25 protein-coding genes and 9 tRNA genes are annotated in these 25,212 nt (G+C 69.2%); 16 read left to right on the top strand and 18 right to left on the bottom strand.

The annotated features are described in order from the left end of the window. Nucleotides 1-16: 16 nt before the first annotated feature. The 6 genes from AC6JA9_RS02370 (at nucleotide 17) to AC6JA9_RS02345 (ending at nucleotide 6,031) form a co-directional block, all read left to right on the top strand. Nucleotides 17-787 carry an ABC transporter ATP-binding protein gene (locus tag AC6JA9_RS02370; protein WP_223749725.1) on the top strand — a complete coding sequence of 257 codons (771 nt, stop codon included), beginning with the start codon at nucleotides 17-19 and terminating at the stop codon, nucleotides 785-787. Further along, entirely contained in the window at nucleotides 784-2,604 is a 1,821-nt protein-coding gene (locus AC6JA9_RS02365) for an AMP-dependent synthetase/ligase (RefSeq protein WP_497959021.1), read from the top strand. Before AC6JA9_RS02370 ends, AC6JA9_RS02365 begins: the two co-directional genes overlap by 4 nt. After that, a complete protein-coding gene (locus AC6JA9_RS02360) occupies nucleotides 2,601-3,494 on the top strand; it encodes a branched-chain amino acid ABC transporter permease (RefSeq protein WP_046710593.1) in 894 nt (297 codons plus the stop codon). The genes AC6JA9_RS02365 and AC6JA9_RS02360 overlap by 4 nt, the downstream gene beginning before the upstream one ends. A 21-nt stretch (nucleotides 3,495-3,515) precedes the next feature. Then, nucleotides 3,516-4,604 carry a branched-chain amino acid ABC transporter permease gene (locus AC6JA9_RS02355; protein WP_497959020.1) on the top strand — a complete coding sequence of 363 codons (1,089 nt, stop codon included), beginning with the start codon at nucleotides 3,516-3,518 and terminating at the stop codon, nucleotides 4,602-4,604. A 42-nt stretch (nucleotides 4,605-4,646) separates the two neighbouring features. Beyond that, nucleotides 4,647-5,564, top strand: coding sequence for a transporter (locus AC6JA9_RS02350; RefSeq protein WP_141330198.1), 918 nt, complete (start codon nucleotides 4,647-4,649; stop codon nucleotides 5,562-5,564). A gap of 92 nt (nucleotides 5,565-5,656) precedes the next feature. Then, entirely contained in the window at nucleotides 5,657-6,031 is a 375-nt protein-coding gene (locus tag AC6JA9_RS02345; RefSeq protein WP_426748394.1) for a hypothetical protein, read from the top strand. A gap of 8 nt (nucleotides 6,032-6,039) precedes the next feature. On the opposite strand, the gene AC6JA9_RS02340 is transcribed toward AC6JA9_RS02345, so the two are convergent. The 5 genes from AC6JA9_RS02340 to AC6JA9_RS02320 are packed head-to-tail and all read right to left on the bottom strand — an operon-like array spanning nucleotide 6,040 to nucleotide 12,116. Next, a complete protein-coding gene (locus AC6JA9_RS02340; protein ID WP_223782237.1) occupies nucleotides 6,040-7,134 on the bottom strand; it encodes a Zn-dependent alcohol dehydrogenase in 1,095 nt (364 codons plus the stop codon). 33 nt (nucleotides 7,135-7,167) lie between these two features. Further along, nucleotides 7,168-8,586, bottom strand: a complete 1,419-nt coding sequence (locus AC6JA9_RS02335; RefSeq protein ID WP_223749721.1) for an aldehyde dehydrogenase family protein — start codon at nucleotides 8,584-8,586, stop codon at nucleotides 7,168-7,170. 32 nt (nucleotides 8,587-8,618) lie between these two features. Next, nucleotides 8,619-9,815, bottom strand: coding sequence for a 3-oxoadipyl-CoA thiolase (locus AC6JA9_RS02330; RefSeq protein WP_223749720.1), 1,197 nt, complete (start codon nucleotides 9,813-9,815; stop codon nucleotides 8,619-8,621). Nucleotides 9,816-9,820: 5 nt separating this feature from the next. After that, nucleotides 9,821-11,344, bottom strand: coding sequence for a 3-hydroxyacyl-CoA dehydrogenase (locus AC6JA9_RS02325; protein ID WP_223749719.1), 1,524 nt, complete (start codon nucleotides 11,342-11,344; stop codon nucleotides 9,821-9,823). 1 nt (nucleotide 11,345) lies between these two features. Continuing rightward, entirely contained in the window at nucleotides 11,346-12,116 is a 771-nt protein-coding gene (locus tag AC6JA9_RS02320; protein WP_223749718.1) for an enoyl-CoA hydratase, read from the bottom strand. 106 nt (nucleotides 12,117-12,222) lie between these two features. On the opposite strand from AC6JA9_RS02320, the gene AC6JA9_RS02315 reads away from it, so the two are divergent. From AC6JA9_RS02315 to AC6JA9_RS02305, 3 genes are read left to right on the top strand one after another with little or no spacing between them, the layout of a single operon-like run. Then, the gene (locus AC6JA9_RS02315; RefSeq protein ID WP_141331840.1) at nucleotides 12,223-13,074 is read left to right on the top strand and encodes an IclR family transcriptional regulator; all 852 of its coding nucleotides are present in this window, start codon (nucleotides 12,223-12,225) and stop codon (nucleotides 13,072-13,074) included. A gap of 11 nt (nucleotides 13,075-13,085) precedes the next feature. Continuing rightward, complete coding sequence (locus tag AC6JA9_RS02310; RefSeq protein ID WP_223749717.1) at nucleotides 13,086-14,243, top strand: acyl-CoA dehydrogenase family protein; 1,158 nt, start codon at nucleotides 13,086-13,088, stop codon at nucleotides 14,241-14,243. A 36-nt stretch (nucleotides 14,244-14,279) separates the two neighbouring features. After that, a complete protein-coding gene (locus tag AC6JA9_RS02305; protein ID WP_223749716.1) occupies nucleotides 14,280-15,239 on the top strand; it encodes an alpha/beta fold hydrolase in 960 nt (319 codons plus the stop codon). Between the two features lie 102 nt (nucleotides 15,240-15,341). Here the strand turns inward: AC6JA9_RS02305 and AC6JA9_RS02300 are convergent. The 3 genes from AC6JA9_RS02300 to AC6JA9_RS02290 all read right to left on the bottom strand — a co-directional run bounded on the left by AC6JA9_RS02300 (nucleotide 15,342) and on the right by AC6JA9_RS02290 (nucleotide 15,784). Beyond that, nucleotides 15,342-15,416, bottom strand: a tRNA-Arg gene (locus AC6JA9_RS02300). A gap of 18 nt (nucleotides 15,417-15,434) precedes the next feature. Further along, nucleotides 15,435-15,507: transfer RNA gene (locus tag AC6JA9_RS02295), tRNA-Glu, on the bottom strand. A 109-nt stretch (nucleotides 15,508-15,616) separates the two neighbouring features. Continuing rightward, nucleotides 15,617-15,784, bottom strand: coding sequence for a hypothetical protein (locus AC6JA9_RS02290; RefSeq protein WP_408888359.1), 168 nt, complete (start codon nucleotides 15,782-15,784; stop codon nucleotides 15,617-15,619). Between the two features lie 182 nt (nucleotides 15,785-15,966). On the opposite strand from AC6JA9_RS02290, the gene AC6JA9_RS02285 reads away from it, so the two are divergent. Together AC6JA9_RS02285 and AC6JA9_RS02280 are read left to right on the top strand one after the other, a co-directional pair. Continuing rightward, entirely contained in the window at nucleotides 15,967-16,734 is a 768-nt protein-coding gene (locus AC6JA9_RS02285; protein WP_497959019.1) for a helix-turn-helix domain-containing protein, read from the top strand. 87 nt (nucleotides 16,735-16,821) lie between these two features. After that, nucleotides 16,822-17,211: a VOC family protein gene (locus tag AC6JA9_RS02280; RefSeq protein WP_267698395.1), complete on the top strand. Its 390-nt coding sequence runs from the start codon at nucleotides 16,822-16,824 to the stop codon at nucleotides 17,209-17,211. Between the two features lie 6 nt (nucleotides 17,212-17,217). On the opposite strand, the gene AC6JA9_RS02275 is transcribed toward AC6JA9_RS02280, so the two are convergent. The 8 genes from AC6JA9_RS02275 to AC6JA9_RS02240 form a co-directional block, all read right to left on the bottom strand. Beyond that, a tRNA-Ala gene (locus tag AC6JA9_RS02275) sits at nucleotides 17,218-17,288 on the bottom strand. Between the two features lie 103 nt (nucleotides 17,289-17,391). Beyond that, a tRNA-Pro gene (locus AC6JA9_RS02270) sits at nucleotides 17,392-17,466 on the bottom strand. Nucleotides 17,467-17,490: 24 nt separating this feature from the next. Beyond that, a tRNA-Pro gene (locus AC6JA9_RS02265) sits at nucleotides 17,491-17,566 on the bottom strand. Nucleotides 17,567-17,576: 10 nt separating this feature from the next. Then, a tRNA-Leu gene (locus tag AC6JA9_RS02260) sits at nucleotides 17,577-17,650 on the bottom strand. A 32-nt stretch (nucleotides 17,651-17,682) separates the two neighbouring features. Then, a tRNA-Ala gene (locus AC6JA9_RS02255) sits at nucleotides 17,683-17,754 on the bottom strand. 15 nt (nucleotides 17,755-17,769) lie between these two features. Next, nucleotides 17,770-17,841 (bottom strand) — tRNA-Gly (locus AC6JA9_RS02250). Nucleotides 17,842-17,867: 26 nt separating this feature from the next. After that, nucleotides 17,868-17,939 (bottom strand) — tRNA-Gly (locus AC6JA9_RS02245). A gap of 108 nt (nucleotides 17,940-18,047) precedes the next feature. Further along, nucleotides 18,048-18,200: a hypothetical protein gene (locus AC6JA9_RS02240; protein WP_170300441.1), complete on the bottom strand. Its 153-nt coding sequence runs from the start codon at nucleotides 18,198-18,200 to the stop codon at nucleotides 18,048-18,050. Between the two features lie 226 nt (nucleotides 18,201-18,426). On the opposite strand from AC6JA9_RS02240, the gene AC6JA9_RS02235 reads away from it, so the two are divergent. From AC6JA9_RS02235 to AC6JA9_RS02225, 3 genes are all read left to right on the top strand, one after another. Beyond that, on the top strand, nucleotides 18,427-19,794 hold the full coding sequence (locus AC6JA9_RS02235; RefSeq protein ID WP_497959018.1) for a hypothetical protein: 1,368 nt from the start codon (nucleotides 18,427-18,429) through the stop codon (nucleotides 19,792-19,794). A gap of 183 nt (nucleotides 19,795-19,977) precedes the next feature. After that, nucleotides 19,978-21,309, top strand: coding sequence for a magnesium transporter (gene mgtE / locus AC6JA9_RS02230; RefSeq protein ID WP_223751412.1), 1,332 nt, complete (start codon nucleotides 19,978-19,980; stop codon nucleotides 21,307-21,309). A 28-nt stretch (nucleotides 21,310-21,337) separates the two neighbouring features. After that, a complete protein-coding gene (locus AC6JA9_RS02225; protein WP_223751413.1) occupies nucleotides 21,338-22,261 on the top strand; it encodes a DUF6929 family protein in 924 nt (307 codons plus the stop codon). A gap of 9 nt (nucleotides 22,262-22,270) precedes the next feature. On the opposite strand, the gene AC6JA9_RS02220 is transcribed toward AC6JA9_RS02225, so the two are convergent. Both AC6JA9_RS02220 and AC6JA9_RS02215 read right to left on the bottom strand, forming a co-directional pair. Continuing rightward, on the bottom strand, nucleotides 22,271-23,176 hold the full coding sequence (locus AC6JA9_RS02220) for a tetratricopeptide repeat protein (RefSeq protein ID WP_223751414.1): 906 nt from the start codon (nucleotides 23,174-23,176) through the stop codon (nucleotides 22,271-22,273). Beyond that, nucleotides 23,176-23,427 carry a hypothetical protein gene (locus AC6JA9_RS02215; protein ID WP_141331850.1) on the bottom strand — a complete coding sequence of 84 codons (252 nt, stop codon included), beginning with the start codon at nucleotides 23,425-23,427 and terminating at the stop codon, nucleotides 23,176-23,178. Before AC6JA9_RS02215 ends, AC6JA9_RS02220 begins: the two co-directional genes overlap by 1 nt. Before the next feature lie 263 nt (nucleotides 23,428-23,690). Between AC6JA9_RS02215 and ybiA the strand changes: the two genes are divergently transcribed. Both ybiA and AC6JA9_RS02205 read left to right on the top strand, forming a co-directional pair. Beyond that, entirely contained in the window at nucleotides 23,691-24,134 is a 444-nt protein-coding gene (ybiA, locus tag AC6JA9_RS02210; protein ID WP_497959017.1) for a riboflavin biosynthesis intermediates N-glycosidase, read from the top strand. A gap of 138 nt (nucleotides 24,135-24,272) precedes the next feature. Beyond that, nucleotides 24,273-25,187: an alpha/beta fold hydrolase gene (locus tag AC6JA9_RS02205; RefSeq protein ID WP_497959016.1), complete on the top strand. Its 915-nt coding sequence runs from the start codon at nucleotides 24,273-24,275 to the stop codon at nucleotides 25,185-25,187. Nucleotides 25,188-25,212 lie beyond the last annotated feature (25 nt).

Here is a 25,212-nt window from a genome sequence, read left to right as displayed (position 1 = left end):
ACGTGAAGGGTGAAGCATGGCCTTGCTGGAGCTCGACAACGTGGGCCTGTCCTTCTCCGGGGTGCGAGCCCTGGATGGAGTCTCGTTCTCCATCGAGGCCGGCGCGCTGCATGCCGTGATTGGTCCCAACGGCGCGGGCAAGAGCAGCCTCTTCAACTGCGTCAGCGGCATCCACCGGCACATGGAGGGACGCGTGCGATTGGAAGGACAGGCGCTCACGGGACTGGAGCCGCCGGAGATTGCCCGGCGCGGTGTGTCGCGGATGTTCCAGAACCTGGCGCTCTTCGAGCACCTCACGGTGCTGGAGAACCTGCTGCTCGGCCGCCACCCGAAGTACCGCACGGGGCTCTTGCGTCACCTCTTCTGGACGCGCGGCGCGAGGCAGGAGGAGGTTCGTCACCGCGAGAAGGCCGAGGAGGTCATCGACTTCCTCTCCCTGGAGCACTACCGGTGGATGCCCGTGTCGGTGCTGCCCTACGGCATCCGCAAGCGCGTGGAGCTGGGCCGCGCGCTGTGCATGGAGCCGAAGCTGCTGCTCCTGGACGAGCCCACCGCCGGGCTCAACCAGGAGGAGACCGAGGACATGGCCAACCACCTGCTCGACATCCGTCACGAGCTGGGGGTGACGCAGGTGCTCATCGGCCACGAGCTGCGCTTCGTGATGGACCTGGCCACGCAGGTGACGGTGCTGGACCGCGGGCGTGTCATCGCGAACGGGCCGCCCTCGGCGCTGCGTGAGGACTCGCGCGTGCTCAGCGCGTACGTCGGCGGGGCGGTGGCGGCATGAGCACGGCGCTGCCGCTGAGCCTGCCGGGCCAGCTCTACCTGCGCGCGGAGCGACATCCGAAAGCAGTGGCCATTCGCGAGAAGCGCCTGGGCATCTGGCGGGAGCTGTCCTTCCAGGACTACCTGGAGCGCGTCGGGTGGACGGCGAGGATGCTGTGGGAGCTGGGCGTGCGCGCCGGTGACTCAGTGGCCGTCCTCAGCGACAACCGGCCGGAGTGGCTGTTCACGGACCTGGGCGCGCAGGTGCTCGGCGCTCGCGGCGTGGGCATCTACCAGACGAACCCCGCCGCGGACGTGGCGTACATCCTCAACGACGCGCGCTGTCGCGTCGTGCTCTGCGAGGACCAGGAGCAGTACGACAAGGTGGCGGCCGTCGTCGACGAGACACCCTCCGTCGAGCACGTGCTCGTCGTCGAGCCGAGGGGCCTGCGCGGCGTGGAGGATTCACGCCTGCGTCTCTGGGAGCGCTTCCTGGAGGAAGGCCGCGCGCTGTTGGAGCGGGAGCCCGGGTGGCTGAAGGCGCAGCTCGCGGCGCGCAGTCCGGATGAGCCGGCGATGGTCATCTACACCTCGGGCACCACGGGTTCGCCGAAGGGCGCGTTGGTGTCGAGCCGCAACATGCTGGAGGGCTCGGCGACCTTCACCGCGCAGCTCGGGTTGGGGCAGGAGGACAGCGTCGTCTCGTACCTGCCGCTGTGTCACGTCGCGGAGAAGCTGTTCAGCCTGCTGTTGCCCCTGGCCGTTGGAGGCAAGGTCCACTTCGGCGAGGCGCTGGAGACGGTGCAGCAGGACGTGGCCGAGGTGTCCCCCACGGTGTTCCTGGGCGTGCCGCGCATCTGGGAGAAGATGCACGCGGTGGTGATGGTGAAGATGCGCGACGCATCGTGGCTCAAGCGCACCTTGTTCGAGACCTTCACCCGCCTGGGCGCCGGGATTCGCGAGCGCGAGCGGACAGGACAGCGTCGCTGGTGGGACGCGCTCTTGTGGCGCGTGGGCGACCTGCTCGTCTACCGCCCGCTCCAGGAGCGACTGGGATTGAGGCGCTGCCGCTTCCCCATCTCCGGCGCGGCGCCCATCTCCCCGGAGCTGCTCGCCTGGTACGACAGCGTGGGCGTCCGCATCTACGAGGGCTACGGGCAGACGGAGAGCGCGGGCACCAGCCACCTCAACATCCCGGGCGCGACGCGACTGGGCACCGTGGGACGTCCGGTGCCGGGCGTGGAGTGCCGGCTGGACGAGGACGGCGAGGTGCTGGTGCGCGGCAGCAACGTGTTCCTCGGCTACCTCAACAAGCCGGAGGCCACCGCCGAGGTGCGTGACGCGCAGGGCTGGCTGCGCACGGGGGACCTGGGCGAAATCGACGCGGACGGGTATCTGCGCATCACCGGCCGCAAGCGCGAAATCCTCATCACGTCGGGTGGGAAGAACCTGTCGCCCGAGCGCATCCAGAACGCGCTGAAGAACAGTCCGTACATCAAGGAGGCAGTGGCCATCGGCGACCGGCGGCCCTTCGTCACCGCGCTGGTGCAGGTGGACCCGGAGACGGTGGCGGACTGGGCGCTGCGCCGCAAGCTGGCCTTCACCTCGTACACGGACCTCACGCAGCGGCCCGAGGTGCGCAAGCTCATCGAGGAGGAAGTCACCCGCGCGAACGAGACGCTGGCGCGCGTGGAGCAGGTGCGGGCGTTCCGACTGCTCGAGCGCGAGATGACGCAGGACGCGGGCGAGGTGACGGCGTCCCTCAAGGTGCGCCGCAAGGCGGTGCTCGAGCTGCACTCCCAGCTGGTGGAAGAGATGTACGCGAGGACACGCGAATGACGCAGCTTCTCCAGCTCGGCATCTCCGGACTGGCGCTCGGGGCGAGCTACGCGCTCATCGCCCTGGGCTTCTCCGTGGTGTATCGGGCCTCCCGACTCTTCAACTTCGCGCACGGCGAGCTGCTCGCGCTGGGCGCGTTCCTGATGACGGCGCTGGTGGAGGTGCTGCCCTGGTGGCTGGCGCTCGCCGCGTCCGCGTGTCTCACCGGTGGCCTGGCCGCGCTCCTGGAGCGCACGGTGCTGCGCCGCATGGTGGGGCGCCCTGTCTTCACCACCATCATCCTGACGCTGTTCCTGGGGCTCTTGTTGCGCGCGGGCATCGTCATCGCATTCGGCACGGACACGCGTGGAATGCCCACGCCGTGGGATGCGATGGCGGAGGTGCAGGTGGGCAACGCCACCGTGCTGCTGTCCTCGCTGGTGTCGCTGGGCGCGACGACGGTGGTGCTGGTGGGGATGCACGCGCTGGTGCAGCGCACGCCGCTGGGCGTGGCGATGCGCGCGGCGAGCGAGAACCAGGAGGTGGCGCTGGTGCTGGGGATTCCGGTGGGCCGGGTGCTCGGCTTCACGTGGTTCCTGGCGGGAGCGACGGCGGCGGTGGCGGGCGTGTTCCTGGGGATGTTCCCGCGCTCGGTGGATTCGAACCTGGGCTACGTGGCGTTGAGGGCGTTCCCCGCCATCATCGTCGGAGGACTGGAGTCGGTGGTGGGCGCGGTGGTGGCCGCGTTCATGCTGGGGCTCCTGGAGGTGCTGTCGCAGGCGTATGTGAATCCGCACCTGGGCGCCTTCGGGCACAACTTCCACGCCGTCTTCCCCTACGCCGCGATGATTCTGTTCCTGGTCCTGCGCCCGCGCGGACTGTGGGGCGAGCACGAGGTGCGCCGCGTCTGACGACGCGCGCGAGACGACATCATGCCAACGCGCCCCCTGGTGATTCGGTACGAGGACGACCTGAAGCTCTTTCCCGGCCTGTGGCAGCGGGCGGGGCTGCTGCTGACGCTGGCCGTGGGGTTGAGCTACCCGTGGCTGGTGAGCACGCGGTGGCTCACCGTGGGCAACCTGGGGCTGGTGGCCATCGTGGGCGCCGCGTCACTGATGGTGCTCACGGGCTTCGCGGGACAGGTGAGCCTGGGGCACGCGGCGTTCCTGGCGCTGGGCGCGTACACGGCGGCGGTGCTCGGCACGAAGCTGGGCTGGCCGTTCTGGTTGGCGTTGCCGCTGGCGGGCGGTGTGTCCGCGCTGGTGGGCGTGGTGATTGGCGCGTTCGCGCTGCGGCTCAAGGGGTTGTACCTGGCCATCGTCACGCTGGGCTTGGTGTTCCTCACGCAGCATGTGTTGCTCGCGTATCCGGAGGTGACGAGCGGGCTGAGCGGGACGGCGGTGCCGATGTACTGGTGGTTCCGCGACGAGACGGGCACGGCGGCGTCGATGAGCACCGCGTGGAGCGTGGGCGGCGTGCGCTTCGGCTTCGAGCGGAAGCTGTACTTCCTCTTCGCGGGGCTCGCCGCGTTCACGGTGTGGCTGACGAAGAACCTCCAGCGCTCGGACAGTGGCAGGGCGATGATGGCGGTGCGGGACCAGGACCTGGCGGCGGAGGTGCTGGGGGTGGGGACGACGCAGGCGAAGCTGCAGGCGTTCGGCGTGTCGTCGTTCCTGGCGGGCGTCGCGGGGGCGATGTTCGCGTTCCAGCAGCAATACATCACGGTGGAGCCGCCGTTCGATTTGAACCTCTCCATCCAGTACATCGCGATGATTGTGCTGGGAGGGGTGGGCACGGTGTTCGGCGCCGTCAGCGGCGCGCTCGCGTTCACGTTCCTGAGCCCGTTGGCGGAGACGGTGGGCGGCGCGATTCCCTTCGTGAATCAGCTCACGTCCGCGCAGCAGTCGACGGTGCTGCTGTCGCTGGTGGTGGTGGTGGTGCTGGTGCTCGAGCCCCTGGGGCTCTTCGGCGTGTGGCTGCGGGTCCGCCGGTACTTCCAGGCGTGGCCGTTCCGTTACTGACGCAAACCGTATCGACGACGTTCCTCGAGGGAGGGAATCACCATGAAGCGCATGCTGCTCAGTGTCCTGTTCGCAGTGCTGTTCTCGGCCACCGGGGCTCAGGCCCAGCAGGCGGACCTGCGAGACTACGAGGCGGGATTTTTCGTCCCGCACCGGGGCATCATCACCAACATGTACCTGCGTCACGTCTCCGCGTCCGGTGAGCGTGACTTCTCACAACTCCAAGCGGCCTTCCGCGCCACGTACGTGCTGAAGTTCGGCGACCTGGTGGTGGTGCCGCTGGACTTGAGCCTGCCGGTGGTGGACGTGACGGTGTTCCAGGCGAACCCGGCGTCGCCCGCGGGTCCGAAGACGGCGCTGCGCGCCTCGGGCGTGGGCGATGTGACGTACATCCCGACGATTGGATATGGGTTGGTGCAGAACGCCGAGGACAACACGCACACGTGGTTCGCGCTCACGCCGTACGTCACGGTGCCGGTGGGCAGCTATGACAGCAACCGGCTGGTGAACATCGGGGCGAACCGGTGGGTGGTACGTCCGCAGCTGGTCGCGGGTCAGCGCTTCAAGAAGATCTTCACGGCGGAGCTGATGGGCAGCGTGGCGTTCCAGGGGGACAACGACGAGTTCCTGATTCCGAGCGCGGAGGGTGGCTCGAAGGTGGTGATGAGCCAGGCGCCGTCGTTCGGCGGCATCCTCCACCTGGGCATGGACCTGTCGTCCACGTTCTTCACGGGCGCGGGCTACATCGTCGAGGCGTCCGGCAAGCGCACCATCGACACGCCGGCGGGTGAGCTGGAGATCGCCAAGAGCACCACGGTGCAGTCGCTGCGGCTGACGATGGGCATCCGGCTGGAGAAGGCCTCCACGCTGATGCTCCAGTTCCAGCCGGACGTCGCCGCGTCCGAGGGCGTGACGAAGAGCCAGTTCATCGGCGCTCGGTTCACGCACGTGTTCTTCTAGAGCTGGCGTGAGTCAGTGCGGCACCAGTGGGCTCGATGCCTTGCCCCTGGTGCCCATGCCACCGGACGTCATAGCGTCGGTCGTGAGCCCCTATGACGACCCAGCACCAGGAACTTCTCGACGAGCTCGGGCGACGTCTCGAAGCCAGGGGGTTCAGCTTCTCCAGGCGCGCCTTCTTCGCTCCCTCGGGCATCTTCGTCACCACACCGCCACGACGCTCGGCACCTGAGACCGAGACTCGCGACGGTGAGTACACACTCGCCGACGTCTGGCTCTTCGACAGGTCGGTCCACCTGCTTCCCTGTGGAGACGCCTGGGAAGCTCGCGTCACACCTCACGGAGGCCCTCACTGGGTGCGCCGCACGGCGACCCTCGATGAGCTGGAATCCGTCGCGGTCGAAGCATTGGGGACCTCCAGGGTCCCCCCAAGTCCGGAGTGGCGCGTCGCCGAGGACTGGCTCGACTGAGCGTGGCCTCAGAACAGGACCACGCCCCGTGCATTCACTCCGTTCTTCATGTCAGTAAAGGCCTGGTCGAGCTGGTCCAGCTTGTACGTCGTCGTCACCAGCTCATCCAGCTTGAGCTTCTTCTGTTTGTAGAGGTCCAGCAGCCGAGGCATGTCGCGGTGCACATCCGCGGTGCCGAACCAGGAGCCGAGCAGCCGCTTCTCGAACAACGGCAGCACGAAGACGTTGAGGGAGATCTGCTCCTTCACGCTCCCCACGCCGACGACGACGCACGTGCCCGCCTTTCGCGTGCACTGGTAGGCCTGCTCGATGGTCTCCTTGCGGCCCACCGCTTCGTACGCATAGTCCGCGCCCCGCCCTCGCGTCAGCTCGCGGATGCCCACCACCGGGTCCACGCTCGTCGCGTCGATGACGTCCGTCGCGCCGAACACCTTCGCGAACTCCAGCTTCTTCGGGTGCACGTCCACCGCGATGATTCGCTCGGCGCCGGCAATCACCGCGCCCTGGATGATGTTCAATCCCACGCCGCCCGTGCCGAACACCGCCACCGTCGCCCCTGGCGGCATCTGCGCCGTGTTGAACACCGCCCCCACGCCCGTCGTCACCGCGCAGCCCACCAGCGCCGCCTTGTCGAGCGGCGCGTCCTCGGGGAGCTTCACCGCCGCCCGCGCCGGCACCACCGCGTACTCCGACAGCGCCCCCAGCGCGGAGAACACGTTCAGCTCGCGCGAGTCCTTGCGCAGTCGCGTGCTCCCGTCCGGCATCCGGTTGCCCGCGTTGATGCGCTCGCCGAGCTCGCACAGGTTCGGCCGTTGGATGCGACAGAAGTAGCACTCGCCACACTGCGCCACCCACGAGAGGACGACCTTGTCCCCCTTCCGCAGATGGGAGACCTCCTCCCCGACTTCCTCGACGATGCCCGCGCCCTCGTGCCCCAGCACACAGGGCAGCTTCATCTTCACCGTGCCGTTCACCACCGACAGGTCCGTGTGACAGACACCACAGGCCACCATGCGAACGAGCACCTCGCGCGCCTTCGGCGGCTCGAAGCTCACGTCGGTGATGGTCAGCACGTCCTTCTCGAAACACACCGCGGCCTTCATGGGGACTCCTGACTCGGATGAGGGGGGACTGATTCAGAGCTGCATCGCCTTGAGTTCCTGGAACTCCTCCAGCCCGTAGCGGCCGAGCTCTCGGCCGTTGCCGGACTGTCGATACCCACCGAACGGAGCCAGCGGGTTGAAGCGTCCGCCGTTGATGTCCACCTGTCCGGTGCGCATCCGGCGCGCGACTCGCTTCGCGTGCTCCACGTCCTCCGACCAGACACCGCCGGCCAGGCCGTAGATGGTGCTGTTCGCGATGCGGACCGCGTCGTCCTCATCGTCGTACGGCAGGATGGCGAGCACGGGACCGAAGATCTCCTCCCTCGCGATGGTCATCTCCGGCGTCACGCCCGCGAAGACCGTGGGCTTCACGTAGTAGCCCTTCGGCAGGCCCTCGGGCTGCTCGGGCCCACCGGCGACGAGCTTCGCGCCCTCGCGAATGCCTTGCTGGATGTACTCACGAACGCGCGCACGCTGCGCCTCGGAGATGACGGGACCGAGCTTCGCCTCTCCCTGGAACGGGTCGCCCACGGTGAAGCTCGTGGCCACCTCCACGGCGAGGCGCGCCGCCTCATCGTGCAAGGCCCGCGGCACCAGCATGCGCGTGTGCGCCGTGCACGTCTGACCCGAGTTGAGGAAGCAGTTGCCCACCGTCCGCTTCACCGCGTTCTTGAGGTTCGCGTCCGCGAGGACGATGGACGCGGACTTGCCACCCAGCTCCAGCGACACGCGCTTCACCGTCGCCGCCGCCAGCTCCGACACCCGGCGTCCCGCTCGCGTCGAGCCCGTGAAGGACACCATGTCCACCTCGGGATGACGCACGAGCGCCTCGCCCACCACCGCTCCCGTTCCGGACACGAGGTTGAAGACCCCAGGTGGCAGCCCCGCCTCGTGGAGGATCTCCGCGAGCATGAACGCGTTGAGCGGAGCGACCTCGCTGGGCTTGAGGACCACGGTGCAGCCCGCCGCCAGTGCCGGCGCCACCTTCGCGACAATCTGATGCAGCGGATAGTTCCACGGTGTGATGCAGGCGACGACGCCCACCGGCTCGCGCACCACCAGCGAGTTGCCCACCTGCTCCTCGAAGGCGTGCTCCTGGAGGAGCTGCACGTAGGTCCCCGTCACGGTGATGGGCGTGCCCACCTGGATGGCCTTCGACAGCGCCAGGGGCATGCCCACCTCGCCCGTCATCGTCCGCGCGAGCGCATCCTGTCGCTCCGTCAGCCCCGCCTGGAGCCTCCGCAAGAACGCCGCCCGCTCCGGGACGGTCAAAGAGGCCCAGGCCTCGAAGGCACCACGCGCCGCGCGCACCGCGCGGTCCACGTCCTCCGCCGTGCCCTCGGGAACACGTCCCATCACCTCTTCTGTGGATGCGCTGAGCACGTCGATGTGCCCACCGCCTCGCGACGCCACCCACTCACCCTGGATGTAGAGCTTGTCGTAGACCTGCATTCGGTTCTCCCAACGTCAGAAGAGGAAGCCACTCACACGCGCTCGAGGACGGCGGCGATGCCCTGCCCCACCCCGATGCACATGCTGACGAGCGCGTAGCGCCCACCGGAGACCTGGAGCTGTCGCGCCGCTGTCAGGGCCAGTCGCGCACCCGAGGCTCCCAGTGGATGTCCCACGGCGATGGCTCCACCGTTCGGGTTCACCCGGCTGTCGTCCTCGCCCAGCTCCAGCAGCTTGAGGCAGCCGAGCACCTGCACAGCGAAGGCCTCGTTGATTTCGATGATGTCCATGTCCGACAGCGCCAACTGCGCCCGCTCCAGCGCCTTGCGCGCGGCCGGCACGGGCCCCAGTCCCATGGTGCGTGGCGGGACTCCCGCGATGGCGGCCGAGACGATGCGTGCCAGCGGCTTGCATCCCACGGACTCGCCGACACAAATCGAGCCGACGAGCAGCGCCGCCGCGCCGTCATTGATGCCCGAGGCGTTGCCCGCCGTGACGACCCCCTCCGCGGCCAGCGGCTTGAGTGTGGATAACTTGTCGAGCGTCGTGTCCGGGCGGGGATGCTCGTCGACCGTCACCGTGGTGACCGCCCCCTTGCGTCCCGGCAGCTCCACGGGGACCAGCTCTCCCGCGAAGAACCCCCGGGCCTGCGCCGTCGCGAACTTCTGCTGCGAAGCCAGCGCGAACCGGTCCGAGGCCGCGCGGCCGATGCCCAGGTCGCGCGCGATGTTGTCCGCCGTCTCCGGCATCGTGTCACCACCGAAGCGAGCCACCACGCGGGGGTTCGGGAACCTGGCACCCATCGTCGTGTCGAACACCTGGGTGTCGCGACTGAACGCCGACTCGGCCTTGGGCAGCACGAAGGGCGCACGGCTCATGCTCTCCACGCCCCCGGCGACGAAGAGCTCTCCCTGCCCCGTCATGACCGCGCGCGCCGCGTCCAGCACCGCCGCGAGCCCGCTGCCGCACAACCGGTTCACCGTCACACCGCCCACCTCGATGGGCAGCCCCGCGAGCAGCGCGGCGTGGCGCGCCACGTTGCGGCTGTCCTCCCCCGCCTGGTTGGTGCAACCGATGACGACATCCTCGATGTCCCCCAGCTCGAACGGGCCGCGCGTGAGCAGCGCGCGGATGACTCCGGAGAGCAGGTCATCGGGGCGAACAGGCGCCAGCGCTCCCGCGTGACGACCGAACGGCGTGCGCAACCCATCGTAGATATAGGCGCTCATGCGAATCACCTCTCCGGCGTGAGGAGGGAGACACCGAGCCGGGCTCGGCGGGACAACCATGGGCTCGCGCGATAGCGCGGGTCTCCGGAGGCGGCGTGGATGGCGTCCAGCACCTTCAACACGCGTCGCGGACCGAGCGCGTCACCCCAGGCCAGCGGTCCGAGCGGATAACCCAGCCCGAGCGTCACCGCGGCATCGATGTCCTCCGGGCTCGCGATGCGCTGCTGCGCGATGTCGCACGCGATGTTCACCACGGTGGCGAGCACCCGCTGCGCGACGAAGCCCGTGCTGTCGTGGATGCGCGCCACCAGCGTTCCATCCGCCCCGAGCAGCGCGAGCGCCGAGTCCAGGAACGCGGGCCGCGTCACCGGCGTCGTCATCACCGTGCGCCGACGCTCCGGACCGAACAACAGGTCCACCGCCACCGTGCGCTCGGGGTCCAGCTCCAGCGCCAGTGCCGTGGTCGTGGCGTCCCGCCCCAGCGGCGCGAGCAGGCACAGCGACTCCGGCGCGGGATGCTCTCCATCATCTGGGAACCAACCCGCCGCGCGCACCACGGCCAGCAGCGCCTCGCGCCAGCCGGGCTCATCGGCGGCCACCCACACCGGCCGCTGCTCTCCCTTCGGAAGCGCGGGCTCCGGCACGGAGTGAGGCCGTCCTCCCTCGTGGGAGTAGAAGCCCTGCCCGCTCTTGCGCCCGAGCAGTCCCGCCGTGAGCCGCTGACGCAGCACGTACGACGGACGGAAGCGCGGCTCCTGGTAGAACTGCTCGTACACGGACTCCATCACCGGGTGCGAGACATCAAGCCCCGTGAGGTCCAGCAGCTCGAACGGCCCCATCCGGAAGCCCGCCGCGTCCCGCAGCACGCGGTCAATCACCTCGAACGAGGCCACGCCCTCCTGGAGGATGCGCAGCGCCTCCGTGCCGAAGCCGCGCCCCGCGTGGTTCACGATGAAGCCCGGGGTGTCCGCCGCGCGCACCGGCCGGTGACCCAGTCGCCTCGCGAGCAGCACGAGCGCCTCGCCCACCCAGGGCTCCGTTCGCGCGCCCTCGATGACCTCCACCACCTTCATCAACGGCACCGGGTTGAAGAAGTGGAAGCCGCCGACGCGGCCTGGTCGCTCGCACACCGAGGCGATGGCCGTCACCGAGAGCGACGAGGTGTTCGTGGCCAGCAGGCACTCCGGCCCGACGATGCCCTCCAGGCGGGTGAACAGCGCCTGCTTCACACCGAGGTCCTCGACGATGGCCTCCACCACCACGTCACAGCCCGCGAGCGACGCTTCGTAGGGAACAGGCTCGAGCCGAGCCGTCGCCGCGCGCGCCTCCTCGGGCGACAGGCGACCCTTCGTCACCAGCATCTCGAGCGTCGACGCGACAGACGCGCGGGCCTCCTCCGCGGCCTGGGGACGCGCATCGAACAGGCGGACGGTGATTCCCGCCTGCGCGGCGAGCTGGGCGATGCCTCGACCCATGACGCCCGTTCCGACCAGTCCCAACGTGAGCGAGGGTGCTTGGACGTCGACCATGTCAGCGTCCCTCGAAGGCGGGCTTGCGCTTGTCCAGGAAGGCCCGCATGCCCTCCTTCTGGTCGCGCGTGGCGAAGAGGAGCTGGAAGGCCTTGCGCTCCAGGAGCAGCGCCTCCGCGAGGGACGCGTCCTGTCCCGCGAGGACCACCTCCTTGATTTGTCGCACGGCCAGGGGCGGCATGTTCGCCACCTTCCGCGCGAGCGTGAGCGCCCGCTCCAACACCTCCGCGTCGGGGACCACCTCGGTGACCAGGCCCATGGCCTCCGCCTCCCGCGCCGTCATCGGCTCGCCGGTGAGCAGCAGCTTCATCGCCTTGAACTTCCCCACCGCGCGCGTCAGCCTTTGCGTGCCTCCCGCCCCCGGCATGATGCCCACCCGAATCTCCGGCTGACCGAAGCTGGCGCTCTCTCCCGCGACAATCATGTCCGCGTGCATCGCCAGCTCGCAGCCACCTCCGAGCGCGAAGCCATTCACCGCGGCGATGACCGGCGCGGGGCACTCCGCCAGGGACTGCCAGAGCCACTGGGTGTCCCGCAGCAGCAGGTCCACCGGCGTCGCGTCCACCAGGGCCCGCAGGTCCGCACCCGCCGCGAAGAACTCCGGTCCGCCCGTCAGCACGATGCAACGCACCGCCGCGTCCGCGCCCAGCTCCCGGAAGGCCACGGACAATTCCTGGCGCAGCTCCAATCCCAATGCATTGCGGACCTCGGGACGATGCAGTCGCACCAAGGCGATGCCTTCCTCGGGCCTCTCGACGAGCACGTGGGACATGGTTGGATATTCCTTGTTTCGCTATGCGAAACTGAATTTCGCAGACCTTGACCCATTTGTACTGTCTGTTTATCGTGATGGCAATCCCGCTCTTGTCAGGACTGTCATGAGACGCTTCGCAGCCCCCTCATCTCCGCCCAGTGACGCCGGTGCCCCGTTCGTGGAGTCGCTGGAGCAGGTGAGCGAAGAGGAAGTGAAGGACCGTCAATTCGTGACGGCGCTCGCGCGTGGGTTGGAGATTCTGCGGGCCTTCACCCCGCAGCGCCCCATGCTCGGCAACCAGGAGCTCGCGGCGAGCACGGGGCTGCCCAAGCCCACCATCTCGCGGCTGACCCATACGCTGACGCGGCTGGGCTACCTCACGTACTCGGAGCGGCTGGGCAAGTATCAGCTCGGCACGCGGGTGCTCGCGCTCGGCTTCGCGGCGCTCTCCAACATGGGCGTGCGCGACGTGGCCCGGCCGCTGATGCAGGACCTGGCGGACTACGCGAACGTCCCGGTGTCGCTGGGCAGTCGGGACCGGCTCAACGTGGTGTACGTGGAGCACTGTCGCTCCACCGCGGCGGTGACGCTGCGGCTGGACATCGGCTCCAGGCTGCCGCTCGCCACCACGGCGATGGGACGGGCGCTGCTCGCCGCGCTCCCCGAGGGCGAGCGTCGCTACCTGATGGGACACATGGCCAAGCGCGAGCCGGAGAAGTGGCCGCGCCTCCAGGCGAGCATCGAGCAGGCGCTGGAGGAGTACCGCACGCACGGCTTCACGCTCTCCGTCGGAGACTGGGACCGGGACGTCAACGCGGTGGGCGTGCCGTTCATCGCGCCGGATGGCAGCGGGCTGTTGGCCTTCAACTGTGGCGGGCCGTCGTTCCTGTTGCCGCGTCAGCGACTGCTGTTGGACATCGGTCCCCGGCTGGTGAACCTGGTGCGCAACGTCGAGGCGGCACTGCAGCACCGCTGACAAGGACCACCATGCTCACCGCCCGCGAGGACGAGACCCTGGAGCAGCTGCTCTCCATGCTGGAGCGCTTCGTGAAGGAGCGCCTGATTCCCAACGAGCACCGCGTGGCGGACGAGGATGCCATCCCCCGGGACATCATCGAGGAGATGCGCGCCCTTGGCCTGTTCGGCCTGTCCACACCCGTGGAGTTCGGCGGCGTCGGGCTGAACATGAGCCAGGAGGTGCAGGTGGCCTTCGTGCTCGGACAGACGTCGCCCGCCTTCCGCTCGCTCATCGGCACCAACAACGGCATCGGCTCGCAGGGAATCATCCTGGATGGCACGGAGGAACAGCGGCGCAAGTACCTTCCTCGACTGGCCTCGGGAGAGATTGTCGGTGCGTTCGCGCTGACGGAGCCCAACGCGGGTTCGGATGCTTCCTCGTTGAGGACCACGGCCCGGCGCGAGGGCGACGTGTACGTGCTCAACGGCACCAAGCGCTTCATCACCAATGCGCCCGAGGCGGGTCTGTTCACGGTGATGGCGCGCACCAACCCGGACGAGAAGGGGGCCGCGGGCATCTCCGCGTTCCTCGTCGAGGCGGGCACCCCGGGGCTCATCATCGGTCCGTCGGACCGGAAGATGGGACAGAAGGGGACGCACACCGCGGACGTGCTCTTCGAGGACTGTCGTGTCCCCGCGACGCAGCTGTTGGGCGGCGTGGAGGGACAGGGCTTCAAGACGGCGATGAAGGTGCTGGACCGGGGCCGGCTCCACATCGCGGCGGTGTGCGTGGGTGTGGCCGAGCGGCTCATCCGGGAGAGCCTGCGCTACGCCATGGAGCGCGAGCAGTTCGGCAAGCCCATCGCGGAGTTCCAGCTCATCCAGGCCATGCTGGCGGACAGCCGCATGGAGGCCTACGCGGCGCGCTGCATGGTGCTGGACGCGGCCCGGCGCAGGGACGCGGGCCAGAACATCAGCACCGAGGCGTCCTGCTGCAAGCTGTTCGCGAGCGAGATGGTGGGGCGCGTCGCGGACCGCGCGGTGCAGATTTTCGGAGGGGCGGGGTACATCGCGGACTACGGCATCGAGCGCTTCTACCGCGACGTGCGCCTTTTCCGCCTGTATGAGGGCACCAGCCAGATTCAGCAGCTGGTCATCGCGCGAAATATGATGCGCGAGGCGACCTGAGCCGTCCGTTCGAGGCCTGGCCCCCTGGGAGTCTGCATGTCCGTGGCCATCGCAGTCCTCGTCGGCATCGTCGTTCTCGTGCTCGCCCTGCGGCAGTGGCTGCTCGTCCGCGAGTGCACGCCCTGTCCGAGCGAGGCCTTCGACGGGCACATCCACCGGGTGGGCAAGGCGGTCATCGCGGAGCGGCGCTGTGAGAACCCGCGTGCCACGGTGCTGTGCATGCACGGCTTCGTGGCGGACATGCGCTACTTCACGCGCCACTACGAGGACCCGGGGCTCCAGCTCATCCTGGTGACGAGCTGCGACTACCACCTGCCGATTACAGGTCCTCGCGAGGTGCCAGCGCCCTGGGCGAAGGTGCCGAGCGCTCCGGAGGGCACGATTGCCCACGACGCCGCCGTGCTGGTGCAGGCGCTGGAGCATCTGCCGAGGACGGACCAGGTGCGCGTCCATGGGCATTCGCGCGGAGGCGCGGTGGTGCTGGAGGCGGCGAAGCTGCGGCCGGACCTGTTCGAGAAGGTAGAGGTGGTGCTGGAGGCGCCCGTGCTTCCGCGTGCTCGTGCGTACACGCGCCTGACGCGGGCGCAGCTGTGGCTGCTGCCGTTCTTCATCCCGCTGTGGCGCCTGGCGCCCATCTCCCGGCACAACCGGGGGGCGTGGGGGCCGCTGGAGGATGCGCGCAAGCGCGAGCTCATCATGGCGTTCCCGTTCAATCCGAAGCGGGTGTCGACCATGCTGACCAACCTGGTGGACCTGGCTCGCTGGTTCGAGGAGCGCGACGAGTCGCTGTTCCGCAACGTGCGGCGCGGCACCGTGCTCGTCCCGGGGAAGGACCGGGTGCTGGAGTCCAGGTCGATGCTGGAGAGCGCGCAGAAGGGCCGTCCGGAGCTCGAGGTGGTGACGCTCGACGGGTGCAGCCACTTCGTGTTGTGGGACCGGCCCGATGCGCTGCCCGCGCTGGAGCGGCTGCCGGAGCGACCGTCCGCGACCGCGTGAGGTTTCGGGAGTGCACGCCCCGGGAGTCGAACCCGGCCAAGTCGGTATGTCGAACCGATGCCGTCGCCCGCTGGCTCGGCGTGCATGAAACAGATGAAACAGTGGTCCTGGCAGGAATCGAACCTGCGGCCTCTCGGTTCGCACCCGAGCGCTCTGAATCCGCTGAGCTACAGGACCTGAAGATGTCGCGAAGAGTGCCCCGTACGGGAGTCGAACCCGTCTTCCCGCATCGAGAGTGCGGTGTCCTGCGCCGATAGACGAACGGGGCGGCAGGTACTGCGAGAGAGGGAACCCGGAAACGAGAAGAGGCCGGGTCCCCTCTGGGAGCCCGGCCTCTGAAACCGCCCGGCCACGTCATCGAGACGTGGCCAGGAAGCTCAACGGCCGGGTGGAGCGCTACGGAAGGAAGCGATTCCCTCCCACAGCTCGTCCTCGGAGACGGTGTCCTGCTCGGTGTTCGCGAACAGCACGGCGATGCCGCGGACAGTGTCGTTCTTGCGCTTGAGATTCATCGGGCTCATCGGATTCACCATCGGCAGATTCACCGCTCCTTTCGCCAACGACAGACGCGCTCGACTTCTCGCCCTGACAAAGACATGTGTCTTCAATGCGAGCACACCGTGCACAGCGGCCCGCGAGCCCTCTGGCGCCATCCCCCTCGCCCGGCTCGAAGCCCGCGCGGAATGAGCCGCCCGGTACTATCCTCTCCCCAGGAGGAGACCGAGGGATGCTCGAGGGTGGATACACGGAGCTGGCGCCGCCGGCCTTCATGGCCGACCGGGTGGACGCGCTCTGGCGCTACGTCACGCCCTCCACCGCCGCGCCAGGCCTCCACCGCATCCTCCCCGACGGCTGCACGGACCTCATCGTGCGCTTCTCGGACATGCGCACCCTGGGACGTGGCGACGAACCCCGCGTGACGGTGGTCGGCCCCATGGAGTCCTTCGCGCTCGTGAAGGAGGCCCCCGGCTCGGTGAGCCTCGGAATCCGGCTCAAGCCCGGATGGGCGCTCGCGCTGCTCGGCGTGAGCCCTCGCGAGCTGTGCAACCTCAACGTCCCCGTGAAGGACTGCGCGCCAGCCCTCGTTGCCCTCCAGCAACGCCTGTCCGCCTGCCGCTCCCTCGAGCACGCCCAGGCCCTGCTCCAACAAGAGCTCCTGCGCCGCAATGCCTCGCCGCGACACCTGCCGAAGGCCCGGACCGCCCATGCGCTCCAGTGCATCCAGTCGTCCTCGGGACAGGTGCGCATGTCCACGCTGGCGCGCGAACTGGGCATCAGCGAGCGGACCCTGCATCGCGACATCCTCGAGGAAGCAGGCACCGCGCCCAAGCTGCTCGCCCGGGTGCTGCGCTTCCAGCGAGCACTGGGGCAGCTTCGCGCGGGGAACTCCGCGCTGAGCACCGTGGCGCTCGACTGCGGCTACTCGGACCAGGCCCACTTCACCCGGGAGGTCCGAGAGCTGGCGGGAGTGTCTCCCACCGGCCTGCTGGAATGAGCCGCGTCCGATTTCTTCAAGACACCCCAGCGGGCCCATGAGAGACCGCCTCCATCGGCGTCCTCACTCCCACCTCGGAGCCCTCTCATGAAGCTCGGCTATGTCATCCTCTACGTCCCGGACGTCCCCGCCACCCTCGCGTTCTACGAGAAGGCCTTCGGCCTGAAGCGGCGCTTCCTCCACGAGAGCAACACGTACGGAGAGCTGGACACGGGCACCACCGCCCTGGCCTTCGCATCGGAGGACATGGCCGGACACAACGGACTCACCGTGCGCTTCCATCGGCCGAAGGAGACTCCCGCCGCGGTGGAGGTGGCGCTCGTCACGCCCGATGTCGCCGGCGCCTACGAGCACTCGGTGAAGGCAGGCGCAAGCCCCGTCCAACCACCCAAGCAGAAGCCCTGGGGACAGTCGGTGGCCTACGTGCAGGACCTCAACGGCGTGCTGGTGGAGATCTGCTCCCCCATCTCCGCCTGAGGTGAATGGAACCGCCGGGAATCGAACCCGGACCGCTCGGATGCCGTCCGAGCATTCTCCCGTTGAACCACGGTCCCTGAAGGGGTGCTTCCAGCGCTCCGACAGGGAATCGAACCCTGTTCACACGGTAGACGGCCGTGCTGCGATCCAATCGCATCCCGGAGCATGAAACACTTCACATCTGGATGACAGGATTTGAACCTGCGACCTCACGGATCCGAACCGTGCGCTCTGGCCAGACTGAGCTACATCCAGGAAACCACCACTGCCTGCAACGAGTCGGGACGACTGGATTCGAACCAGCGACCTCGCGCACCCCAAGCGCGCGCTCTTGTCCAAGCTGAGCTACGTCCCGTGAAGCACCATGCCGCGGGCGGGAGTCGAACCCGCAACCTCTGCGTTCTGAGCGCAGCACCTCTACCAATTGGGCTACCGCGGCGTTTGAAACAGACGACAACGACTGTGATGGAATGGAGCCGCCGGGGATTGAACCCGGGACCTCTCGGATGCGAACCGAGCGCTCTCCCGCTGAGCTACGACCCCACATGTGTCTCGTGAAGCAGCCTGCGGGAGTCGAACCCGCGCGGTCCTGAGTGGCTCTCAGGTGCCTTTCCCCTCGGCCAAGGCTGCGATGCGTCCCTGCGGTGTGCTCGTGAAGCAGCCTGCGGGAGTCGAACCCGCGTGGTCCTGAGTGGCGCTCAGGTGCCTCGCCTCTCGGCCAAGGCTGCGTGTGCTGGGGGGCGGGAGGCCCGGAACATGAGAAGGGCCGGGTTCCCTCGAGGGGAGCCCGGCCCTGGTACCTTCGGCCACGTCCTTGAGGGGACGGGCCTGGGGTCTCAGGTTCCGGGCGGTCGACCGCCGGCGGCATCGCCCAGCAGGGCGGGAAGAGGAGCGGGACGTAGCGCGGCGGGCGCGAGCGCATCGATGCCGCTGACAGTGTCGTTCAGGATCTCGGGGTTCATCGGGCTCGTCAGGTTCGCCGTCGTCATGGTCACCGCTCCTTTCAGCGAAAAGAGACGCGCGGATATTTCATCCCTGACATGCGAGTGATTCCCATCCCGTCACGCGCCAGAGCCCCGGGCATCCACGAGGTGACACCCACCCCGGAAGCAGGGCTGACCGCGTCCCCCGTTCGCGCTATGAGGTTCGTGGAAGCCCGCGTCGCAGCGCTCCCTGGCCGGGGGAGGCTCGGACGTCGGGTGAGATGGCCGCTGGATGAAGACCTCCCTCCCCCTCACCCTGGCCGCGGTGCTCGCCAGCGTCGGTTGCTCGGCGGACGACCAGGCGCCCCTGTGCACCGTGAGCCCCGCGACGGGGCTGTTCACCCGCGACCCGGTGGTGGTCCCCCTGGGCACCGCCGCCTCGCTGCGGATGGACGTCGCCACCCTGATGCTGGCCTGCGACAACGGCAGTCCCGCCCAGGCCCCCGACACCGCCACCGCCGAGGTGCTGGACCCGGAGAACCACCGCGTCCCCGCGGAGGTCTCCCTGGGCGACATGGGCGGCGAGGCCACGGTGAGCTTCACTCCCACCTCCGTGGGACGACACCACGTCCTGCTCTCCTTCGCGCCCGTGGGCGGCGTGCGCCAGCTCGGCGTCCATGTGGCCGGCGCGTGGCGTGGAAGCCCCACGCCCGTCACCCTGCCGCTGCCCAGGTGCGGTCAGCTGGACCGCACCGCGCGAGGCCTGTGGCTGTGTGATGGCGTGGCCGTGCGCGGCGCCGAGGACCGCCCGCTGCGCCTGGGCACCGCCACCACCCCCGCCGACGTCTCCGTCTCCGGCAACGTCGTCTGGGTGGTGGGAGACGGGCGCGTGCGCCGCTACGTGGACACCGGCACCGAGCTGGAGCTCACGGACTCGCTGCTCACGGACGCGCTGGGCACCCGGCCCCTCCAGGCGCGACTGGCCTCGGAGAACGAGCTGGTGGTGCTCGACAGCGAACGGCTCCACCGCTTCGTGCTCACCGACGCCGGGGTGCTCACCGCGCCACCGTCCACGCCCTGGTGGGGGACGGCGACTCCGGGGCGCTTCGGGAGGGACCAGTCGACGGGGCTGCTCGTGCGCGCGTCGGCGCGGCGCGTCCTCGTCCTGTCGATGCTCCGTGGCGCACAGGACAGCCAGGCCTGCCCCTTCGAGCCCTCCGTCGAGGGCAGCCTCCTGCCGGTGACGGACGAGCCCTGCGCGCCGCTGCGAGGCCGCCCCGTGGGCCTGGAAGACGGCGCCCTGTGGACCCTGCTCGGCTCCGCCCAGCCCCTGTTCCCCGAGCGGACGCTCTACCGATGGACACTCGAGAGAGGCCGACTGGAGCAGGACGGCGCGCTCGGCCTGGAGCTGTCGCTGGGGGTCACCGAGGCGTTCCTCCACCTGGGCCCCACCGTGCCCACCCTCTACTCCACCACCGGGGAGCCCCGCCTGTCCCAGCCCCGTCGGCTGAGCGGACAGCCCGTGCTCGGGCTGGAGCTGCTGCCCACCCACTTCCCCCTCTCCGAGGGCTCTCGCGACACCTCCCCCCGCTTCCACTGGAGTGGCGATTCGCGTCCCCTCGGAGGTTTCACCACCGTCTACGAGCAGGCCTGGCCCTGAGAGGCCTCGCCCGAGGCCCTCCCTTGGAGCCCACACGGGCGAGCTTTCCGCTCGGGGCCGGTGACGTCCGTGGAAAAAGCGCGCGGGGATGGTTGCCTGCCTCTCGCCGCGCTCGCCGTGCGGGTGTAGAGAGGCCGGCGCGTCGCGACTGGCCGCGCGCGTACACCAGCCGAGGCGAGCCCCATGATGGACAGCCCTCAGAGCGCTTCCCTCTCCGTGGAGGAGCTCCATGAGGTGTGGCCGGTGCTCTCCATCGACGAGCGCCTGGAGGGCTTCCGGCTCCTGCCGACGTCGGTGGCGGACGACTTCTTCCTCGACCTGTCCGCGCGCGAACAGGCGGAGCTCATCACCCACCTGCCCGCCAGCGAGCGGCGCACCTGGGTGCGTCTGTTGCCGCCGGACGACCTGGCGGACCTGGTGCAGGCGGTGGCGGTGGAGCCGGGGCAGGCGGACGCCATCCTCGCGCAGCTGGACGACGCCAGCCGTCGGGAGGTCAACGTCCTGCTCGCGTACGCGGAGGACGACGCCGGTGGTCTGATGAACCCGCGCTTCGCGCGCGTGCGGCCGGAGATGACCATCGACGAGGCCATCGGCTACCTGCGCAAGCAGGCGCGCGAGAAGGTGGAGACCGTCTACTACGCGTACGCGCTGGACGCCGAGCAGCGCCTGCAGGGCGTGCTGTCCTTGCGCCAGCTCTTCCAGGCCGCCAGCGACAAGAAGGTCGCGGACGTCATGCAGCACGACGTCGTCACGGTGTCGGAGAACACGGACCAGGAAGTGGTGAGCCAGCTGTTCACCGAGCACGGCTTCATGGCGCTGCCCGTGCTCGACGAGCAGAACCGGATGAAGGGCATCGTCACGGTGGACGACATCGTCGACGTCGTCCAGGAAGAGGCCACCGAGGACATCCAGAAGGTCGGCGGCATGGAGGCCCTCGAGGCCCCCTACTTCGAGGTCGGCTTCTTCGGGATGCTCAAGAAGCGCATCGGCTGGCTGCTGGTGCTCTTCCTCGGGCAGATGCTCACCGCCACCGCCATGAGCAGCTTCGAGGGTGCGATTGAGCGCGCGGTGGTGCTCAGCCTCTTCGTGCCGCTCATCATCTCCTCCGGCGGCAACTCCGGCAGCCAGGCCTCCACGCTCATCATCCGCGCGCTCGCCCTGGGCGAGATGCGGCTGAAGGACTGGTGGCGCGTGGCGCGGCGCGAGGTGCTGTCCGGCCTGGTGCTGGGCTTCGTGCTGGGCGCGGTGGGCCTGGCGCGCATCGTCGTGTGGCAGGAGGTGTCCGGCGCGTATGGCGAGCACGCGTTCCTGCTGGGCTGCGCGGTGGCGCTGTCCGTGCTGGGCGTGGTGACGTTCGGAACGCTCGCGGGCTCCATGCTGCCCCTGGTGCTGCGCCGCTTCGGCTTCGACCCCGCGAGCGCCTCGGCGCCCTTCGTCGCCACACTGGTGGACGTCAGCGGCGTCGTCATCTACTTCACCGTCGCCAGCCTCCTGCTGCGCGGTACGCTGCTCTGAACGCGCCTGCCGCGACGGGAGCCCGGCCATGATTCGCACCACCCCACGGCGCACCCTCACCCTGGAGGCCCCCGAGTCCCCGGGCCTCCCCGCGCATGTCAGCGCCGCCAGCGGCCTGGTGCGCGTCGGAGACTGGCTGCACGTCGTCGCGGATGACTCGCTGCACCTGGCGACGTTCCCCGCGCGCGGGGATGCACCGGGGCGGCTGTCGCGACTGTTCGAAGGTGAGCTGCCCGAGGAGCCCGCCGCGCGCAAGGCGGCCAAGCCGGACCTGGAGGCGCTCTGTCTGCTGGGTCCCCTGGCGGGTGCGCCTCATGGGGCCCTGCTGGCGCTGCCCTCGGGCTCCACCTTGGCGCGCATGCGCGGGGCGCTGGTGACGCTGGGCGCGGATGGCTCGCTCACGGGCGAGGTCCGGACGGTGGACTGCGCGACGATGTACCAGCAGCTCTCGCGAGAGCTGGGCTCGCTCAACATCGAGGGCGCGGCGGTGGTGGGTGGACGGCTGCGGCTGCTCCAGCGGGGCAACGGCGACGCGGGCGTGGATGCGCTGGTGGACCTGGACCGGGAGCGCGCGATGCGCGCCATCGAGGTGGGCGCGCTGGGGCCGGAGGTGGTGCGCACCACGCTGCGCTGGGAGCTGGGCCGCACGGGCGGCGTGCGGCTGTCCTTCACGGACGCCTCGCCCCTGCCCGATGGGCGGATGATCTTCACGGCGACGGCGGAGGCCTCGCCGGATACCTATTCGGACGGCGCGGTGGCGGGCTCCGCGGTGGGCCTGCTGGCGCCGGATGGGACGCCGCTGTTCCTGGACGTCGTCGACGCGAAGGTGAAGCTGGAGGGCGTGGACGCGCGCGTGGAGGGTGGACGCGTGCACCTGCTGCTGGTGGCGGACGCGGATGACCCGTCCGTGGCGGCGCCCCTCTTGGAAGCGGTGCTGGACGTCCCGGCGTAGCGGCGCCGGTCAGTCGTGCTCGTGCGCGGCTTCTTCGGGCCTGCCGCCCACGGCCTCGAGCGAGGAACGCGCGGGACGGGCGCGGTCGAACGCCACCTCGCGCTGGCCCACACCCTCGGCGGTGGTGTTGGCGATGCGCTTGCGGGCGCGCGCGATGTAGTCCTGCACCAGCGTGGGGTCGGGATGCGTCTTCAGCGTCTCCACCCACGTCTCGATGGCCTTCTCGTGCTCGCCGGCGTCCGAGCGCAGCTTGCCCATCTCGAAGAGCGCGTGCGGGGACAGCTCCGAGTCCGGGAAGCGCGTGCGCAGGTCCGCGAAGGCGCGCGAGGCCTCCTGCCGACGGCCCTCCATCATCGCGATGGCCTGGGCCTGGAGGAACAGCGTGTCGTCCACGAAGACGCTGGTGGCGAAGCGCTCGACGAGGCGGCGCGTCTCCAGCTCGCACTGCTGATAGTCACCCAGCTCGAAGTAGAGCTTGGCCACCTGGTAGTGCAGCTCCGCGCCCTGCGGCGGGTTGCGCTGCAGCGCCGCGGTGAGCTGGTCGATGGCGCCGCGCAGGTCGCGGTAGTGCACGCGCAACAGCTCCGCCAGGATGATGCGGGCCTCGAGCGCCTCGGGGGACTCGGGGCACTGCTGGATGAGCTCGCGGTAGACGCCCACGGCCTCCTTCACCTTGCGCTGCTCCAGCCAGTAGACGTCCGCGGCGCCCTTGAGCGAGCGGGCGCGCAGCACGAGCGCCTCCGGCGTGCTGTCGTGGCGCAACATGTCGAAGGCCTTGCGGTACTCGACGAGCGCCTCGTCCGGTCGCTTCTCGAAGGTGGCGTCGCGAGCGCGCTGCAGGTGGTCCACCGGCTTGTCGCGACACCCGGCACCCGCCAGGGCCAGCACCACGAGCGACAGTCGCAGCGTCCGCACTAGCACTTCTCCGGGATGATGGTGACGCAGCGCGACTCCACGCAGCTCACGCACTCGGCGATGGGCGAGACGTCGGTGACGCACACATCGACACGGGAGGTCCGCGGACAGTCCTCGGAGGTGACACACCGATAGACGCTCCCGTCATCACGGGTGACGTCCTGGGACGTCGAGCCACAGACCTCCAGGTCGTTGCATCCCAGCAACCCCGCCCCGAGGGCGGCGAGGACCGTGTGCGCGGTGCGTGTCACGGCGGCGGTTCTACCTGGATTCGACCACGTCGTCACGGACCGGTGTGCCCGCTCGCCTGCCCAGCGGAATCCCTTGCGACCCGGCTCCACAGGGGGTGAAGTCTGGAAAGCGAGCGTGTCATGAAGTACCCGCCATGACGCGGGGCATGACGCCTGTTGGCACACCCAAAAGAGCGACACATGGGCGGATTCGAGACGGCCTTGCATGTGGAACCGGCGAGCAAAGGCAAACCGGGTGAAGTCCTGGCACGCTTGGGACACCCATGAGCGAGGTCATCCGTTTCTACAGCGTCACCGACGCACATGGCTGGTGCTCGAACTTCGCGCCCTACCCCATCAAGCTCGGCGGCAGGACGTGGCCCACCAGCGAGCACTACTTCCAGGCTCGCAAGTTCGAGGCTCCCGAGGACCAGGAGTCCCTCCGTCAGGCGCGCACGCCCATGCTCGCCGCGCGCATGGGGCGCGACCGCAAGCGCAAGCTCCGTCGGGACTGGGAGTCCATCAAGGTCTCCGTCATGCGCGAGGCCGTGCGCGCCAAGTTCACCCAGCACGAGGACCTGAGCCAACTGCTCCTGGACACGGGCGACGCGCGGCTCATCGAGCACACGGACCAGGATGACTACTGGGGCGACGGCGGAGACGGCAGTGGCAAGAACATGCTCGGCCGCATCCTCATGGAGATTCGTGAGGAGCTCCGCGCGCGGTAGCACGTCCCCGCTGCGCGCCACTCATCCCCGGGACGGACCGCTCATGGAGTATCCGGAGCGTGCGCGATTCCGGGGCGTACCTTCCTCCTCGTCCGACACCGCGCCTCCCGCGGCGTCCTCCACCCGAGGAAGGTCCACATGCGTCCCACGCCACTCCTGACCGCGCTCTGCACCCTCTGCCTGCTCGTCGGCTGCGCCACCACCTCCAGCCCCACCACCACCGCCGCGCCCACCAGCGCCCCCGCCGCCCCGGCCGCCTTCCAGGTGAAGCGCTCCGGCAAGGGACGCCCCGTCCTGTTCATCCCCGGCCTCGCCTCGTCCGGCGCGGTGTGGGACGAGACCGTGGCCCACCTGAAGGGCGGCTACGACAGCCACGTCTTCACGCTCGCCGGGTTCGCCGGTCAGCCCGCCGTCCCCGCGCCCTTCTTCCCCACCATGCGCACGGCGCTCATCGCGTACATCCGTGAGCACAAGCTCGACAAGCCCATCATCGTCGGACACAGCCTGGGCGGCGTGCTGGCACTCTCGCTGGCCGCCGAGGCGCCCGACCTGGTGGGCGGCCTCTTCATCGTGGACAGCGTGCCCTTCCTGCCCGCCCTGATGTACCCGGGCGCCACCGTCGAGACCGCTCGACCGTTCGCCGAGCAGGGCCTCGCCCTCATGCGCCAGCAGACGCTGGAGCAGCGCACCCAGGCCTCACGACAGGCGATGCGCATCTACGCCACCGATGAGGCCCGGCAAGAGGTCGGCGTCCGCTGGGGCGTCGACTCCGACGTGGAGACCGTCGCGCAGGCCGTGTACGAGATGTCCACCACCGACCTGCGCCCGGAGCTGCCTCGCATCACCGCGCCCACCTTCGTGTTCGGCACCTGGGCCGCGCTCAAGGACCGCGTCCCTCGCGAGAACATCGAGGCGCTCTATCGCGGCCAGTACCAGGGCCTGTCCACCGCGCGTCTCGTCATGCACGACACCGCTCGGCACTTCATCATGTGGGATGACCCCGAGGGCTTCTTCACCACGCTCGACGGCTTCCTGAACGAGCACGCCCGCTGACGTGCGTGGAGTCCCACCGCTGAAG

It is taken from the genome of Myxococcus sp. MH1, from assembly GCF_059738865.1.
The sequence above is the reverse complement of the archived record's forward strand: the minus strand, read 5'-3'. Positions and strand labels throughout refer to the sequence as shown.